The following is a 17,445-nucleotide window of genomic DNA, read 5'->3' as shown; positions in this document are numbered from 1 at the left end:
CCTTTCTATTGAAAGGGTTTCTTTTTTATTTTGTTGTAGTTGCTGGTTTTGGATCCTCTGGTTTTTTCTTGCCAAATAAACCATTGATTAAATCGGTTGCTTTCGTTTTTATATCTGTTTTTACATCCGTTTTAGTGCTGTCTGTTTTTGATTTTGTGGCATTTGAAATGATACTGTTTAGGGCATCTTTGCTACCGCTGACTAATTTATCTCTTTGTTGTTTTACCAAGTTTGTAACCAAATTGGTTGTCGCTTGTTTAATATCTGTTGATACTTTTGGGTTTTTAAAATTCCCAGTAAGGATGGCATTGATTGGCACATTGTCAAGTTTTTTAGCATCAGAAGGGGATAATTTTGCTATCAAATTATTAGCTTCAGTTCCTAAATATTTAGCAGGGACATCTAATTTCAAATTGTAGTTCATATTTTGATCAAAACCATGAGTTCCGCCAACAGTTACTTTGATGTCTTGGTATTTTAAGTCAAAAGGTTTTACGTTTACTTTTCCGTCTTTAAAAGTTAGTGCCGCTTTTAAATCATTTAAATTTAATTTCTTTAAATCTACAAAACTTAATTTATCATCAAGAACGGTCAATAAAGCGGAGTTGCTTGAATTTACAGTGGTTGAAAGTAATTGTCCTAATAAATCACCAGAAATACTATTCAAATCAGGAGTCATTTCTTTGTCTTTTAGATTTCCAGAAAGTTTGATTTTCGAATTCAGTTTTCCATTAATAACTCCGGCTATTGGCGCGATTTTTTTCATCATATCTAATTGCGTAAAGGTTTGCGCAATGTCAACACCATTTAAGCCTAAGTCCATATTGAACTTGGAAATTTTTTCTTTAGTCGAAACATCACCATTGAAAGCAATAGAACCTCCGAAGATATTTGTTTTACCGTTTTCAATAGTTACTTTTTGGTCCTTAATACTAATTTTTCCAGAAACATCTTTTAAAATCAGATTGTCATACAAAACCGTATTGGCTTTGGCGGTTAAAGTGCAATTAAGAAATGCTGGTATTTTCATGGGCTCGCTGGCTTTCTTGTCTTTTGCTGCGGTTTCTGTAGTCATAAAATCGTTAACGGCCAATTGATTGGAATTCAAATTGAAGTTTCCTTTTAGTTCCTGATTTTTAAAAGCAAAACCGTAGAAGTTTTCTAAAACTCCATTCACAGCTAAATCGGTTTTTCCTGTGGTAGCATTGAATTGTTTCAGATTCACTCGACTAGGATCAAATGAAACTAAAGCTTTGCTAATTTTCATTGTTTTGCCGTTTTCATCCGTATAGTTAAACCCAGTTAAATCTAGGGTTCCAGCGTTTTTAATTCGGGCATAATCGCTTTTTTCTACGGATTGCATATCGAATTCTGTGGTGACATCCGCTTTCAGAATTCCAGTTAACGGTTTGTCTAGTTTTATTGGATAGGCTTTTGTAAGATTGCCAAGGTTAATGGTTCCTTTTAAGGCGGCATTGACCAAAGCATTTTCGGAGATATTCTTAATATTGGCTTTTGCATTAAAAACATCTTGATCAATTTGGAATGACAATTTATCTAGATTCACATACGTATCATTCATCACACCAGTTTCGTTGATAATCTTGGTGTCAATGATAATTTTTTGTACTGATTTTGGCAAGTTTGGATATTGAAAGGAAGCATTATTTGAGGCGATTCCGATATTGAATTTGGGCACAGAAGTTTTAGAATACAAGCCTTTGGCAAAACCTACAACAGTGAAATCACCAGTCGTTTTAACCTCTTTTAGATTACTTGAATATTTAGCGGGAATCAATCCTAAAAAGTTTTTAAAGGATGAGGTTGGGGTTTTAAATTTCAAATCATATTGTTGACCTGTTTCTACTAATTGAATGAAGCCGTCAAATTCTAAAGGCAATTCATTGATTTTAGCTTTGTTTTCTTTGAAAGTGTATTTGCTTTGGTCTAAATCAATCCCGAGTAAAGCATCTAAGGAAATGGCAACATGATTCATGTAATTTACTTTGTCCATGTCAAGCGAAACCTTAGCAGTAGTTTTAGTATCCAAATCTAATTTTGAAGCAGCAAAATCTCCTGTTCCTTGATGATTAATGCTGTCTATAAGCATTTTGATTTTAGATTTTTCATCAGTGAATTTAAACTTGAAATTTTCAACCGAGTATTCTTTTATTTTTAAAGATAGTGGTTTGCTTTTGCTGTTATCTCCCGTTTTATCTTTTATAGCAATGTCATAATTACCAATACCATCTTTGTTGAAAATAATATTAATCAAACCATTTTTTGAGGAGATTCCATCAATCTTCATAGGTTCATTTTCACCATTGAATAATTCTTTGATAGACATTTTTAGATTCAATTCGTCAAATGCTACTAAAGTGTCTCCAGCAAAAGGTGCTTTGTTGATAATGGATAATTTTTCAATCGAAACGCTTGCATTGGGAAAGTTTCTAAATAAACTCAAATCGGCATCGGCGAAAGCCACTTTAGCATCTACTTTTTCATTGATAGAAGTTAGAATTCGGGCTTTGATTTGATCTTTGAAAAAATACGGAATGGCAAAAGCTGAAATGACTAACAGCAATAAAATGATTCCAACTATTTTTAAGATTTTCTTTAACATGATAAGATAGATTTAGTTACGCGTTTCTTCAACAAAAATAATGCCTTTTAGTCATAAAGCAATTACTATTTATAGAAGTTTTATGATTTTATCGAATGCCAATTGTTGAGAAATTGTTATTAACAGTCTACTCCTTTTTGCGGTTATTCTAAAATAGTTTTAGTTAATTTGTGCTTCCATGAAAAAGCAGCATCAAGTCATTTTATCTTTAGGAACTAATCAGGGCAATCGTCTTGAAAATATTGAGCGTTGTATTGATCATTTGCATAAAGAAATTGGAACAATTATCAGAGTTTCCAAGCTTTATGAAACTCCTTCTTGGGGCTTTGAAAGTGAAAAATTCTGCAATTGTGCGGTGATCATGAATACGCATAAATCAGCCCATCAGATTTTGGAAGAATGTTTGTTGCTCGAAGAAGCTTTAGGTAGAGTTCGTCAAAATGTGGAAGGCTATCAAGCTCGAATTATTGATATTGATGTCATTGCTTTTGATGAAGAAATTATTGCTTCAGAAAGACTTCAAATCCCACATCCGGAAATGCAAAACCGCCTTTTTGTTTTGTTGCCGATGAAAGATTTAAACTTAGATTGGCGTCATCCAATTTTACAAAAATATTTGCATGAACTGTTATTGCTTTCTGAAGACAAGAGCAATTGCAAAGTGATTCAAAATTTAGAATTGCCAATAGCAAGTTTGAAACTTGATCATTTTAATTATATCGCCATTGAAGGGAATATTGGAGCAGGAAAAACAACGCTTACCAATAAATTGGCTGAAGATTTTAATGCTAAATCGGTTTTAGAACGTTTTGCTGATAATCCATTTTTGCCAAAATTTTACGAAGATCAGAGTCGGTATGCTTTTCCGTTAGAAATGTCTTTTTTGGCCGACCGATACCAACAGCTTTCCGATGATTTAGCGCAGTTTGATTTGTTTAAAGACTTTATTGTTGCTGATTATCATATTTTCAAGTCTTTGATTTTTGCCAAAGTTACGCTTGCAGAAGATGAATATCGTTTGTATAAAACCATGTTTGACATCATCTATAAAGAGATGCCAAAGCCTGATTTATATATTTACTTGTATCAAAGTACTGAGCGTCTATTAGAGAACATCAGAGAAAGAGGCAGAAGCTACGAACAAGAAATCCCGGCCGAATATCTCGAAAAAATCAATAGCGGTTACTTAGATTATATCAAATCACAAAAAAATTTAAACGTTTTAATAATTGATGTGACCAATAGAGATTTTCAGAATAACCAAGAAGATTATGTTTTTGTTTTGAATGAAATTCAGAATAAAATTACCAATTAGTAGTTTATTTTTTGGAATAAATCCCAAACTACAATTCCAGCACTTACCGATATATTTAAGGAATGTTTTGTTCCTAATTGTGGAATTTCAATAGAACCGTCACAAATTTCAATGGCTTTTTGAGCAACACCAAAGACTTCATTGCCGAAAACTAGAGCATATTTTTTATCATTTTCGGGTTTAAAATCTTGGAGAAAAACAGCATTTTCAACTTGTTCAATTGCAAAAACAGCAACATTTTCTGCTTTCAAATTTTCAATCACACTTAAAACATCATTTTGATATTCCCAGCTCACCGTCTCTGTGGCTCCGAGTGCTGTTTTGTGGATTTCTTTATGGGGTGGTATGGCCGTGATGCCACACAAATAAATCTTTTCAATTAAAAAAGCATCAGCAGTCCTGAAAACAGAACCAATATTGTGAAGACTTCTAATGTCATCTAGAACAATAATTATTGGAGTTTTAGTAGCGTCTTTAAAATCTTCAACCGATTTTCTTTCTAATTCTTTATTTTCGAGCTTACGCATGTTTTTTTGTTTTATAAAATTTGACCTTTGGTCATGAGGGGCAAAGATATTCAAAAAAAAAGTCCCGATAAATCGAGACTTTCATGAATTATAATTAACTAAAATTAGCTTTTTACTGGAGTTGCACCTTCAGCTGGAGCATCTGGTAAAACAGTTCCTTTAATAGTAAGAACTTTAGTTTCTTGTCCTGTAGCATTTGATTTTACAGTAACCGTTTTTGTAAATGCACCAACTCTGTCAGTAGCATATTTTACACCAATAACACCTTTTTCTCCTGGTTGGATTGGTTTTTCTGGTTTAGTAGGAACTGTACATCCACATGAACCTTGAGTACTTTCGATAGTTAAAGGTTTGTTTCCGTTGTTTACAAAAACAAATTCTCTTTTTCCATCAGCATTGTGTTGGATTGTTCCGTAATCGATAGTTTCGTTTTCGAAAACCATACCAGCGCCGTCCACTTTTGGAGTTTCAACTTTAGCTGGAGCATCTGCTTTTTTAGCAGTTTTTTTAGCAGTTTGTGCGTTGCTAGTTGCAACACCAAAAACAGTAATTGCAGCTAATAAAATAAATTTTTTCATTTTTAATAGTATTTAAGTTTCTGAGACAAATCTATTCAAAAAATATATTCACTTGCATTTTTTTGTCTTAAGGTTAAATTAATTTTTTAATAAGATGTCTAATCGTTCTAAAATATTTAAATTCGCTTTCACTATAATTAAATTCAAAAACCATTGTCAGCCAAAGAAAATCAAGTAAAGGAAACCCCTTTAATGAAACAATACAACGAGATAAAAAGAAAATATCCCGATGCGTGTTTATTATTTAGAGTTGGAGATTTTTATGAAACTTTTGGCGAAGATGCCATTCGCGCTTCTAAAATTCTAGGAATTGTTTTAACTAAACGAGGTGCTGGCTCTGAAACCGAAACAGCATTAGCAGGTTTTCCACATCATTCCTTAAATACTTATTTACCAAAATTAGTAAAAGCGGGTCTTCGAGTTGCTATTTGTGATCAATTAGAGGATCCAAAAATGACGAAAACCATTGTTAAACGTGGAGTGACGGAATTAGTAACTCCTGGGGTTGCTATGAATGATGAGGTGTTACATTCAAAATCCAATAATTTTTTAGCATCAGTTTATTTTGGCAAGAAGCAATTAGGGGTGTCTTTTCTTGATGTTTCTACTGGCGAGTTTCTTACGGCTCAAGGCAATGAAGAGTATATTGATAAGCTATTGCAGAATTTTAGTCCGAGTGAAATTTTGATTCAAAAGAATAATAAAGCACAATTTAAAGAGACTTTTGGAGAAGATTTTAATGTTTTTTTTCTTGAGGACTGGGTTTATAAAGAAGACTATGCTCATGAGATTTTGAATTCTCATTTTCAAACCAATTCCTTAAAAGGTTTCGGCATTGAAGAATTGCCTGATGGTATTATTGCATCTGGAGCCATTTTATATTATTTATCAGAAACACAACATAATAAAGTTCAGCACATCACCAATATTCAACGTATTGCTGAAGATGCTTATGTTTGGATGGATCGTTTTACAATCCGTAATTTAGAATTATACCACAGTCATTCTCATAATGCTGTAACTCTTTTGGATGTTATTGATAGAACGCTTTCGCCAATGGGGTCAAGACTTCTGAAACGTTGGTTGGCTTTGCCTTTGAAGGATATCAATAAGATTAGAAGCCGTCATGAGGTGGTTACTTATTTAAAAGATAATCAGGAGATTCTTCAAAAGATTCAATATCAAATCAAACAGATTTCTGATTTAGAGCGATTAATTTCAAAGGTTGCCACTTGTAAAATTTCTCCTCGTGAGGTTATTTATCTAAAAGAATCATTAGACGCTATTATTCCAATTAAAAATATCGCTTTAGAGAGCAAGCAAGAGGCTGTTCGTATCATTGGCGACAGTTTGCATGCATGTGATTTGCTTCGAGAAAAAATAAAAACTACATTAAATCAAGATGCACCTGTAGCAATAGCAAAAGGGAATGCTATAGCCACTGGAGTTCATGCTGAATTAGATGAATTGCGAAATATAGCTTTTTCAGGAAAAGAATTTCTAGAAGGTATTGAAGCTAGAGAATCAGAACGAACGGGAATTACATCTTTAAAAATCTCTTTCAATAATGTTTTTGGTTACTATATAGAAGTTAGAAATACACACAAAGATAAAGTTCCTGTTGAATGGATTCGTAAGCAAACTTTAGTCAATGCTGAACGTTATATTACGGAAGAATTAAAAGAATACGAAACCAAGATTCTCGGGGCAGAAGAAAAAATACATCAAATAGAAGGCCATTTGTTCGAACAATTGGTTATTTGGATAGGAACTTACATTAAGCCAGTTCAGTTAAATGCAAATCTTGTAGCGCAATTAGATTGTTTATTGTCTTTTGCACAATTAGCAATTGAAAATGATTACGTGTGTCCAATATTAGACGATACATTTGAACTGGAAATCACCAACGGACGTCATCCGGTAATTGAAAAACAATTGCCTGTTGGAATTCCATATGTAGCTAACGATGTTTTTCTAGATAGAGAAACACAACAACTAATCATGATTACGGGGCCTAATATGTCTGGTAAATCGGCTATATTAAGACAAACTGCTTTAATTGTGCTCTTGGCTCAAATGGGAAGTTTTGTCCCAGCAGAAAAAGTAAGAATGGGTATTGTGGATAAAATATTCACAAGAGTTGGAGCTAGCGATAATATTTCGATGGGAGAATCTACTTTTATGGTGGAAATGAACGAAACCGCATCTATTTTGAATAATATTTCAAATAGAAGTCTCGTTTTGTTGGATGAAATTGGTAGAGGAACTAGTACTTATGACGGAATTTCTATAGCTTGGGCTATTGCAGAGTTTTTGCATGAGAATCCAGCGAGACCAAAAACATTGTTTGCTACACATTATCATGAATTGAATGAAATGAGTGAATTACTACCAAGGATACAGAATTATAATGTTTCGGTTAAAGAGTTGAAGGATACTGTTCTTTTTATTAGAAAGTTAGTAAAAGGAGGAAGCGCTCATAGTTTTGGTATTCATGTAGCTAAAATGGCCGGAATGCCACAAATGGTAATACAAAAAGCTCAAAAACTTTTAAAGAAACTAGAAAAAAATCATTCTAGTGATGCATTAAATGGTATTAAATCGGCTAAAGATGAAATGCAACTCAATATTTTTAATTTGGATGATCCATTATTAGAGGAAATCAGGGAAGATATTCTGAATTTAGACATTAACACTTTAACGCCAGTTGAGGCTTTAATGAAGTTGAATGAGTTAAAGAGGATGCTGCAAAAAAAATAGTTTTGTGGACTTGGTTTTGCTAATCAGATGATTATATTTTCAAAAAGTTTTTTTCAAAAAAAGGTTTGTATAATTCAATTTTAGTATTACATTTGCATCCGCAATACGGTAGAAGTATTGGTTCTTTTAAAAATTGATAATGCGAAAATAGCTCAGTTGGTAGAGCGCGACCTTGCCAAGGTCGAGGTCGCGGGTTCGAGCCCCGTTTTTCGCTCTTTACCATAGGAAGTTAAATTTATTTAATCTCCAAATGCTCGGATGGTGAAATTGGTAGACACGCTGGACTTAAAATCCAGTGAACAGCAATGTTCGTGCGGGTTCAAGTCCCGCTCTGAGTACAAAAAGCTTCAAACTATGTTTGAAGCTTTTTTTGTTTTTATTTTCTAATAAATTTATTGCATAAAAAAAGCCACGCATTGCGTGGCTTGATTTTTTTAAAATAATTAGTGTCTAATTATTTTTTTGCAGGTGCAGCTGGAGCTGGTGTAGCAGCTGGAGCTTCTGTTTTAGCAGCAGTTGTATCAGCAGCTGGAGCAGCAGTTGTATCAACAGCAGGTGCAGCAGTAGTGTCAACAGCTTCAACAGCAGTTGTGTCAGCAGCAGCATCACCTTTAGCATCAGCTTGTTTACAAGATACTACAGTTAATGCAGCGATAACAGCTAAACTTAAAAATACTTTTTTCATCTTACTTAATTATAAAAGGTTAATTATTAATTCGAGGCAAAGATATAAATTTTTTGATAGGTTAAAATAATTTTTTTACTTTTTTTAAAAAACCTATATTTTGCTTCGCTTTCTATTTATCAATAATCGTGCCAAAAAATAAAAATTTGCTTAAAAATTTATTTTTTCTTCTCAGGAGTGATTATTTTTAATTCTTTAATGATGTTTTCAGCATTAGCAAATTTATCTATTATAAATAAAACATAACGCATATCAACCATAATGTTTCTACAGATTTCAGGTGAATAATAAATGTCACTCATTGTTCCTTCCCAAACTCTATCAAAATTCAAGCCAATTAAATTTCCCTTAGCATCTAAAGCTGGACTTCCTGAATTTCCTCCAGTGGTATGGTTTGTAGCAATGAAATCAAGAGGCATTTTACCATTAACCCCATATATGCCATAATCTTTTGTATTGTATAAATCAATCAGTTTCTTTGAAACATCGTATTCATAATCCCCAGGAATATATTTTTCCATAACACCATCAAGATAAGTGAATGGTTCGTATATAACGCCATCATTGGGTTTATAGCCTTTCACTTTACCATATGTTACCCTTAGGGTACTGTTAGCATCTGGAAATACTCTATTTTTAGGAAACAATTCCAAGATAGCTTTCATATAGGTTCTTTGAGTAGCGGTTATTTTTAAATTTATTTCATCGTATTTTGGCAAAACATTTTTCAAATGTGAATCAATAATAGTTTTTGCAACTATATATCCTTTGTCATTGTTTAGATTTTCTAAAACAGTCTTACTATCACCGTTCAATAATTCTTTAACTTTATCATAACTTACTAATTTTGAATTTGTAAAAACTTCATTTGATAAAGCTAAAGCATCAATATTTGTTAAAGAACTTGGCAAAAACTGTTTGGGATATTTTTTGCTGTATATATCAAGTATTTGTTCCAAGACTTTTTGGTCAACTGTCGGATTAAATTCTTGATAAAACTCGCCCCAACCATTTACCAAAGTTTTTCTTCTGTCGTTGAAAGCATCTTCTCCCTTGACATTATATATTTGCTCTAATTGATACAATTTATATCCAACAGAGAGAATTTCAGCATTTCTTACCACTGTTTCATCAAAAAAAGCTTTTGCTAAAGCATAGTCTTTGATTTCAGAATAATTTTTTTCAAAATCAGATAGTAATTTACCGTATTCTGCTTCTTTACCAGATTTTAAAACTTTTTCTTGAAATTGTTTTTCAAATTTTTGTTTAGCACTAACAGCATCTGCTTTTTTCAAACCTTTGATTTCTCCTCTCCATTTTTTCCATGCATTAGCAATGGTAGCGTTTTTAGCAGCATATTGAATTTTAATAGCATTGTCTTTTCGCATAAATCCATCCTGAACTTTCAATGTAACATCGCGCAGCTCAATTTTAGTTGGATCAATGATATTTATAATTTGGTCAACAGCATAGGAAGGAAGATATTCTTGAGTTGTTCCAGGATATCCCATAACCATAGTAAAATCATTTTCTTTCAATCCCTTAATCGAAATTGGAAAGTAATATTTGGGTTTGTAAGGAACATTTTCAGTAGAATATTCTGCAGGATGGTTGTCTTTATCTGCATAAATTCGGAATAATGAAAAATCTCCTGTGTGTCTTGGCCAAACCCAGTTATCAGTGACATCTCCAAATTTTCCAATCGAACTCGGTGGTGCTCCAACCAAACGAATATCTTTAAATGTTTCTGTTACAAAAAGTAAATATTGATTGCCATAATAAAATGTTTTAATAATGTTTTCCTGCCAGGCTTCCTTTGGTAGCGTTTTGGACAGATTCACAATATTTTCTTGGATTTTCTTTTGCTTTTCGGTTTCAGCTAATGAAGTGGTTCCATCTAGGATTTTAGAAGTGACATCTTCAATTCTGATAACAAAAGAAACAACCATTCCTTTGTTGAGTAATTCGTCTTCCATTTTGTAGGCCCAAAAACCATCAGTAATATAATCGTGCTCAACACTTGAATGATTCTGAATGGCATCAAATCCGCAATGGTGATTAGTCAAAATTAATCCTTTGGGCGAAATCACTTCAGAAGTACATCCCCCATTAAATTGAGGCACGGCATCTTTTAAACTCGATTTATTAATGGAATAAATTTGGTCAACAGTGATCTTCATTCCTAAGTTTTTCATTTCACTTTCATTCATTCCTTTTAATAAAGATGGAATCCACATACCTCCTTGTTGTGCGGAACCTTGAATAAAAACAAATAAGAGTAGTAATCTTAAGGATTTCATAGTGTAACTATTTAGAGTTATAGGCATTTGATTTGTATCAATTGTTATTAATATGTTTCAAAATAATATCAGTTGCACCTTTATTCATTTGTACAAAAGTGGAGCAAATATGCCCTTTTTCATGACGAATATCCTCGTTTGAAATCAAATTTGAAAAGGCATCGTCAAGATCATTTTGATTTGAAATCGAAACACAACCTTCTTGATGAACTAAAGCTATGGCTTCAGCAAAATGCGAGAAGTTTGGCCCAACAACAATAGGAATTCCAAAAGTGGCGGGTTCCAAAATGTTGTGAACACCAGGATTTCCAAAACCGCCGCCAACATAGGCAATATCAGCATAACTGTAAATTTTGGTCAAGATGCCAATAGTGTCGATGATTAAAACATCATATTGTGATAAATCAACATTTTCTTTTTCAGAAAATAAAATAGTCTTCTTAGAAATGGATTTTTTCAATTCCTGAATTTGTTCGGCTTTAATGTTGTGTGGAGCAATGATGAATTTTACATTTTCAGCAGTTTCATTGATATAGTTCACCAATAAACTTTCATCTTTTGGCCATGAACTTCCAATCACAATTGTTGTAGTGTTGTTTTTGAATTGCTTGATAAAATCCAATGAATTGTCTCGTTCTAAAATAGCAACAACTCTATCAAATCGGGTGTCGCCAGAAATTTTCACATTAGTAAAACCCAATTTTTGAAGTAATAATTTGGAGCTTTCATTCTGAACAAAAAAGTAATCGAAAGCCTTTAAAGCATTTCTATAAAAACCACCATACCATTTGAAAAAGGCTTGGTTTTCTCTAAAAATGCCTGAAATCAAATAGGTTTTGATATTGGCTTTTTTTAGTTCGTTTAAATAATTGGGCCAATACTCATATTTAATAAAGAAAACCAACTCGGGGTGCACCAATTTCAGAAATTCCTTTGCGTTTGATTTTGTGTCTAATGGCAGATAAATAGTGACATCAGCAATGGTATTATTTTTCCGAACTTCAAAACCAGAAGGAGAAAAGAAAGTCAACACGATTTTATGATTTGGAAACTGTATTTTTATTTTTTCAATTACAGGCAAACCTTGTTCATATTCGCCTAATGATGCTGCATGAAACCAAATCGTTTTATCTTCCGGATTAATTTTGCTGGTTAATGCTTCAAAAACAGTCTTTCTACCGTCAACAAACAGCTTTATTTTTGGACTAAAAAGCGCCAATAATTTCACAATTTGTGATGCGAAAAGCAGTAAAACATTGTATAGAAAAAGCATCCTAAAAAATTTGTTGCGCTAAAGTACGTTTCTTTTACTGAACATGAAATTCTACTTTAGAATTTCTTACTTTTGTGGCTCAAATTTTAGGATCATGAGAAAAATTCAAATGGTTGACCTAAAAAGTCAATACGAAAAAATAAAAACCACTGTTGATGCCTCTATTCAAGAGGTTTTAGATACCACAACTTACATTAATGGACCAAAAGTTCACGAATTCCAAAAAAATCTTGAGCAGTATTTAGATGTGAAACACGTCATTCCTTGTGCTAATGGGACTGATGCTTTGCAAATTGCCATGATGGGATTAGGCCTAAAACCAGGGGATGAGGTAATAACTGCCGATTTTACATTTGCTGCCACTGTTGAAGTTATTGCTTTATTGCAATTAACACCTGTTTTGGTTGATGTTGATCTGGTAAATATGAATATTTCTATTGATGCTATTAAGAAAGCAATCACCCCAAAAACGAAAGCGATTGTCCCAGTGCATTTATTCGGAAGAGCGGCAAATATGGAAGCAATTATGCGGATTGCTAAGGAACATAATTTATATGTAATTGAAGATAATGCTCAGGCAATTGGTGCTAATTGTAAATTTTCTGATGGAACTAAAAAGAAAGCAGGTACCATTGGACATGTATCATCAACCTCTTTTTTTCCTTCTAAAAATTTAGGATGTTATGGAGATGGTGGTGCTATTTTCACCAATGATGATGCTTTGGCACATACTATTCGCGGTATTGTAAATCACGGAATGTACGTTCGTTATCATCACGATGTGGTTGGAGTAAATTCACGCCTAGATAGCATTCAAGCAGCAGTTTTAGATGCTAAATTACCATTATTAGATAGTTATAACGAAGCAAGACAAAATGCAGCAAGAAAATATTCGTCCGCTTTTGAAGGACACAAAAACATCATTGCACCAACGATTTGTGATATTTGCGATTGTCATGTGTTTCACCAATATACTCTGCGTATTATAGACGCCGATAGAAATGCCTTGATGGAACATTTATTAGCCAAAGGAATTCCATGCGCTATTTATTATCCGATTCCGTTGCACTCTCAAAAAGCCTATTTAGATTCAAGATATAAAGAAGAAGATTTTCCAGTAACCAATCAATTAGTTAAAGAAGTGATTTCTTTGCCAATGCACACAGAATTGGATGATGAGCAAATAAAATTTATTACAGATAGCGTTTTAGAATTCTTAAAATAACAAATGAAAATAGTTGTAACTGGCGGTTTAGGATTTATTGGTTCGCACACGGTTGTTGAATTACAAAATGAAGGTTTTGAAGTAGTAGTTATCGATAATCTTTCTAATTCGTCATTGGATGTACTCGATGGTATTGAAAGAATTACTAAAATAAAACCACTATTCGAAAACATTGATTTAAGAAATAAATTAGCGGTTCAAAATTTTTTCAAAACACACCATGATGTTGCTGGTGTAATTCATTTTGCAGCTTCAAAAGCTGTCGGAGAAAGTGTTGATGACCCTTTGTTATATTACGAAAATAATATTAACGCTTTGGTTTATGTACTTCAGGAAATAACAAAATTGCAACAGGCTAATTTTATTTTCAGTTCTTCCTGTACCGTTTATGGTCAAGCCGAAAAAATGCCTATCACAGAAGATGCCTCTGTACAACCAGCTATTTCTCCGTATGGGAATACAAAGCAAATTGGAGAAGAAATCATTTTTGATGTAGCTAAAGTGACTAATCTTAATTCTGTTTTGTTACGTTATTTCAATCCGATTGGGGCACATTCCAGTACAGAAATAGGGGAATTACCACTTGGAGTTCCTCAAAATTTGGTTCCATTTATTACACAAACCGCATTCGGATTAAGAAAAGAATTGTCTGTTTTTGGTAATGATTATCCAACTCCGGACGGAACTTGTATTCGTGATTATATTCATGTCGTTGATTTGGCCAAAGCACATGTAATTGCTATGCAAAGGTTATTAAACAAACGTAATTTAGATAAAGTAGAAATTTTTAATTTAGGAACAGGAAAAGGAAGTTCAGTCCTAGAAGTAATCAATGCTTTCGAAAAAGTTTCAGGACAAAAATTACCTTATAAGATTGTTCCAAGAAGAGAGGGCGATGTTATTATGGCTTATGCCAATACAGATAAAGCAAACGATGTTTTAGGTTGGAAAGCTGCATTTTCTTTAGAAGAAGCCTTGGCTTCTGCCTGGAAATGGGAACAAAAGGTTAGAAGTTAAACCATTTAATTTTTAATATAAAAGAAGCCCTCTGTTTTGAGGGCTTTTTTATTATTTTTTGACAGACTCTTTTAATTTCTTTGCTGCAGCTTCCATTTTTTCAGCACTTTTAATTTTTACGCTGTCTACTTTTGCTTCGGCTTTGACTTTAGCAGAATCTAGTTTGGCTTTCGCTTTTAGTTTTGCCGAATCAATAGTTTCTTTTACTTCTTCGGTTACAGCATCCTTCGCCTCATTTAATTTTTCTTTCGTTTTATCTTGACAAGAAATTAGTACAGCAATAAATGCTAGGGATAAGATTATTTTTTTCATAATTTTTTTGTTTAAATTTTATTATGCCGAAATGGTTTCAACCTCTTTATCAATTTTATTGACTAATCCAACTAAAACTTTACCAGGCCCAACTTCAGTAAAACTAGTAGCCCCATCTTTTATCATTTGTTGCACGGATTGTGTCCATCTCACAGGAGCAGTTAATTGAATAATTAAGTTTTTCTTGATTTCATTGGCATCAGAAACTGCGGTTGCTGTTACATTTTGATACACAGGACAACTTGGTGTTGAGAAAGTAGTAGCTTCAATAGCAGCGGCTAATTCTTCTCTTGCAGGTTCCATCATAGGAGAATGAAAAGCACCTCCAACAGGTAAAATCAAAGCACGTTTGGCACCAGCTTCTTTCATTTTTTCGCAAGCTAATTCTACGGCTTTATACTCTCCTGAAATTACTAATTGTCCAGGACAGTTGTAGTTAGCGGCAACCACAACACCATCAATGGAAGCACAAATATCTTCAACAATTTTATCCTCTAAATTTAAAACGGCTGCCATAGTAGAAGGTGTAATCTCACACGCTTTTTGCATGGCAATGGCGCGTTGGGAAACCAATTTTAATCCATCTTCAAAAGACAAAGTTCCATTGGCAACCAATGCCGAGAATTCGCCTAAGGAGTGACCTGCAACCATATCAGGTTTGATGTTTAATGTTTTGGCTAAAATTACCGAGTGTAAAAAGACTGCAGGTTGAGTTACTTTCGTTTCTTTTAATGCTTCGGCAGTACCTTCAAACATAATATCTGTAATGCTGAAACCTAGAATTTCATTTGCTTTTTCGAATAATTCTTTGGCTAAAGCCGAGTTCTCGTATAATTCTTTACCCATTCCAGTAAACTGAGCTCCTTGTCCAGGAAAAACGTATGCTTTCATTACTTCTTTTTTAGAGGATTATCTTCTTTTTATTTGAGGCAAAAGTAGCTAAAAAACACATTTCTAATAGAAATGTTAAAAAAAATCAAGCATAATTAAACTTTTGTACTTTTCATCGTTCTATAGTATTTGCCCTAAACCTTTAATATAAATGAAACACTTCATTGTTCTCCTTTTTTTTGTTTGTTTTGCCCAAACCCAAGCGCAAGTTGAAATCCCTAAAAAGTGGAGATTCAATTTCCAATTAGACAATCGATTTTCAAAAATACATGGTGATGAGGTTATAATTTTCGGAGGTAAGTTTGGACTTCAATACAAAAAACTTACTCGTTTTGGAGTAGGGGCTTCCTTTATAATTAATCCAGTAACAGTGCGTTACATTGATAAGATATCCAACTTACCAGGTGAAAACATTATTAATTTTTGGTACGTGAGTGTTTTTAATGATTGGATTCTTTATAAAAATAATCACTTTGAATGTTTTGTTACAGAACAAGTAGGGTATGGTAAACCAACGTTTATCCATGAAGTTAATAATGATGTTGTAAAAGATATTAATTTGGATTTGTATGTAAATGAAATATCAGGTCAAGTTAATTACAAAATTTTACCTTGGATAGGAGCTGGTGCAGGAGTTGGTTACAGAAGTCTTTTTAATAAAAAATCGGCACTTACCAATACTTTTGATGCGCCGATTTATATCTTTAAAATCATAATTTTCCCCGAAAGCTTTTTCAGAAATCAATAAACTAAATCTCGATGGACTCAATAATCTCTTGTAATTGTTTTTTCAGTTCAGGATTAATGATGCCATTCACAGCGTCAAAATTTTCATAGAAGGTAGGTAACGAAAAACTACCTTTCAAATCAGCACCTTGGAAAGGAAATCTTTTAGTGGCAATTTCTAAAACAGTAGCGCCACCTCTTGCTCCAGGTGAAGTGGCTAATAACAACATCGGTTTTTCTTGAAAGGTTTTGTTGTTGATTCGAGATGCCCAATCCAAAGTGTTTTTAAACGCCGAGGAATAAGCTCCGTTATGTTCAGCAAGTGATAACACAATGAAATCAGCAGTTCCTATTTTATCATAAAAAGCATGGGCTAAATGATGAATTCCATCTTCTTTTTCTTTGTCTACCGAGAATACAGGCATTTCATAGTCGTTTAAATCCAAGACTTCTACCGATGCATTGGGAAACAGATTTGCCACATAAATAGCCAATTGTTTGTTGATGGAATTCTTACTAGACGAACCTCCAAAAGCTATGATTTTTTTCATTTATTTATCTTTATTTAGATAATAGGTTAAGGCTCCTGATGGGCACTTTTTGACAGTTTCGATAATTTTATCTGTTGTCGAATTTTCTGCATGAATCCATGGTTTTTCTTTAGGTTTAAACACATCGGGGTTGTTTTTTACACATTCGGCGGCGTGTTTGCATAGTGCATTTTTCCATACAATGGTTACTTCTCCATTGCTGTATTCTTTGATGAGGTCTTTAGCATCCATGTTATATAGTGGTGTTAATCGTTATTTTATTTTTCAGAATTTTTGAAATCGGACATTTCTCAGCTATTAAAAGCAAACGTTCTTTTTGCTCGTCACTAATGTTGGTTGGGAAAGTAATGTTTCTTGAAATACTAGTTTCCAAGTCAGGATTCAAGCTCTGAGCTAAATTTAAAGAAATATTGATTTCAGGAATGTCCCATCCTTTTCGATCAATGTACATTCGTAAAGTAGATAAAGTACAACCTGCTAGTGAAGCTAGGAATGTTGAAAACGGGTCGGGCCCAATATTTTCTCCACCCACACTCTCGGGTTCATCCATCAATAAGGTACCATTACGCCAAGAAATGGTACACAAATATTTCTGTGTACCAATTTTTCCTTCTACGTTATTTTCTAAAAGATTTGCCATACTTATTTTTTAAATTGAGGCT

The 17,445-nt window shown here is 33.3% G+C and carries 16 protein-coding genes and 2 tRNA genes; 7 read left to right on the top strand and 11 right to left on the bottom strand.

The features are described from left to right. Positions 1-25: 25 nt before the first annotated feature. On the bottom strand, positions 26-2,623 hold the full coding sequence (locus tag OLM53_RS07995) for an AsmA family protein (protein WP_264519713.1): 2,598 nt from the start codon (positions 2,621-2,623) through the stop codon (positions 26-28). Between the two features lie 178 nt (positions 2,624-2,801). Here OLM53_RS07995 and folK point away from each other — a divergent pair, with 178 nt between their 5' ends. Then, positions 2,802-3,938 (top strand): 2-amino-4-hydroxy-6-hydroxymethyldihydropteridine diphosphokinase, encoded by a 1,137-nt coding sequence (gene folK, locus OLM53_RS07990; RefSeq protein WP_264519712.1) that lies wholly within the window; start codon positions 2,802-2,804, stop codon positions 3,936-3,938. Here the strand turns inward: folK and OLM53_RS07985 are convergent. Further along, on the bottom strand, positions 3,935-4,465 hold the full coding sequence (locus OLM53_RS07985) for an RNA methyltransferase (protein WP_264519711.1): 531 nt from the start codon (positions 4,463-4,465) through the stop codon (positions 3,935-3,937). The genes folK and OLM53_RS07985 overlap by 4 nt on opposite strands. A 104-nt stretch (positions 4,466-4,569) precedes the next feature. Continuing rightward, complete coding sequence (locus OLM53_RS07980) at positions 4,570-5,043, bottom strand: DUF1573 domain-containing protein (RefSeq protein ID WP_264519710.1); 474 nt, start codon at positions 5,041-5,043, stop codon at positions 4,570-4,572. Between the two features lie 153 nt (positions 5,044-5,196). Between OLM53_RS07980 and mutS the strand changes: the two genes are divergently transcribed. From mutS to OLM53_RS07965, 3 genes are all read left to right on the top strand, one after another. Continuing rightward, complete coding sequence (mutS, locus tag OLM53_RS07975; protein WP_264519709.1) at positions 5,197-7,803, top strand: DNA mismatch repair protein MutS; 2,607 nt, start codon at positions 5,197-5,199, stop codon at positions 7,801-7,803. 141 nt (positions 7,804-7,944) lie between these two features. Further along, positions 7,945-8,017 (top strand) — tRNA-Gly (locus OLM53_RS07970). Positions 8,018-8,055: 38 nt separating this feature from the next. Further along, a tRNA-Leu gene (locus OLM53_RS07965) sits at positions 8,056-8,141 on the top strand. Positions 8,142-8,257: 116 nt separating this feature from the next. Here the strand turns inward: OLM53_RS07965 and OLM53_RS07960 are convergent. From OLM53_RS07960 to OLM53_RS07950, 3 genes are all read right to left on the bottom strand, one after another. Then, positions 8,258-8,488, bottom strand: a complete 231-nt coding sequence (locus tag OLM53_RS07960; RefSeq protein ID WP_264519708.1) for a hypothetical protein — start codon at positions 8,486-8,488, stop codon at positions 8,258-8,260. 158 nt (positions 8,489-8,646) lie between these two features. Beyond that, a complete protein-coding gene (locus OLM53_RS07955; RefSeq protein WP_264519707.1) occupies positions 8,647-10,788 on the bottom strand; it encodes a S46 family peptidase in 2,142 nt (713 codons plus the stop codon). 37 nt (positions 10,789-10,825) lie between these two features. Beyond that, the gene (locus OLM53_RS07950; RefSeq protein ID WP_264519706.1) at positions 10,826-12,061 is read right to left on the bottom strand and encodes a 3-deoxy-D-manno-octulosonic acid transferase; all 1,236 of its coding nucleotides are present in this window, start codon (positions 12,059-12,061) and stop codon (positions 10,826-10,828) included. Positions 12,062-12,155: 94 nt separating this feature from the next. Between OLM53_RS07950 and OLM53_RS07945 the strand changes: the two genes are divergently transcribed. After that, entirely contained in the window at positions 12,156-13,286 is a 1,131-nt protein-coding gene (locus tag OLM53_RS07945) for a DegT/DnrJ/EryC1/StrS family aminotransferase (RefSeq protein ID WP_264519705.1), read from the top strand. 3 nt (positions 13,287-13,289) lie between these two features. After that, entirely contained in the window at positions 13,290-14,303 is a 1,014-nt protein-coding gene (gene galE / locus OLM53_RS07940) for a UDP-glucose 4-epimerase GalE (RefSeq protein WP_264519704.1), read from the top strand. A gap of 51 nt (positions 14,304-14,354) precedes the next feature. On the opposite strand, the gene OLM53_RS07935 is transcribed toward galE, so the two are convergent. Both OLM53_RS07935 and fabD read right to left on the bottom strand, forming a co-directional pair. Beyond that, complete coding sequence (locus tag OLM53_RS07935) at positions 14,355-14,615, bottom strand: hypothetical protein (protein ID WP_264519703.1); 261 nt, start codon at positions 14,613-14,615, stop codon at positions 14,355-14,357. A 21-nt stretch (positions 14,616-14,636) separates the two neighbouring features. After that, complete coding sequence (gene fabD / locus OLM53_RS07930) at positions 14,637-15,506, bottom strand: ACP S-malonyltransferase (RefSeq protein ID WP_264519702.1); 870 nt, start codon at positions 15,504-15,506, stop codon at positions 14,637-14,639. Positions 15,507-15,657: 151 nt separating this feature from the next. Between fabD and OLM53_RS07925 the strand changes: the two genes are divergently transcribed. Then, positions 15,658-16,254, top strand: coding sequence for a hypothetical protein (locus OLM53_RS07925; RefSeq protein ID WP_264519701.1), 597 nt, complete (start codon positions 15,658-15,660; stop codon positions 16,252-16,254). Position 16,255: 1 nt separating this feature from the next. Here the strand turns inward: OLM53_RS07925 and OLM53_RS07920 are convergent, their stop codons facing one another. Genes OLM53_RS07920 through OLM53_RS07910 form a run of 3 tightly spaced genes read right to left on the bottom strand, consistent with a single transcriptional unit; the run spans position 16,256 to position 17,423 of the window. After that, a complete protein-coding gene (locus OLM53_RS07920; RefSeq protein ID WP_264519700.1) occupies positions 16,256-16,783 on the bottom strand; it encodes an NADPH-dependent FMN reductase in 528 nt (175 codons plus the stop codon). Further along, a complete protein-coding gene (locus OLM53_RS07915; protein WP_264519699.1) occupies positions 16,784-17,014 on the bottom strand; it encodes a (4Fe-4S)-binding protein in 231 nt (76 codons plus the stop codon). It abuts the gene before it with no gap. A gap of 1 nt (position 17,015) precedes the next feature. Next, the gene (locus tag OLM53_RS07910) at positions 17,016-17,423 is read right to left on the bottom strand and encodes an OsmC family protein (protein WP_264519698.1); all 408 of its coding nucleotides are present in this window, start codon (positions 17,421-17,423) and stop codon (positions 17,016-17,018) included. Positions 17,424-17,445 lie beyond the last annotated feature (22 nt).

It is taken from the genome of Flavobacterium sp. N1994, assembly GCF_025947145.1.
Taxonomy (GTDB): domain Bacteria; phylum Bacteroidota; class Bacteroidia; order Flavobacteriales; family Flavobacteriaceae; genus Flavobacterium.
Note: the sequence above shows the minus strand (reverse complement) of the source record. Positions and strands in the feature narration are given on the sequence as shown.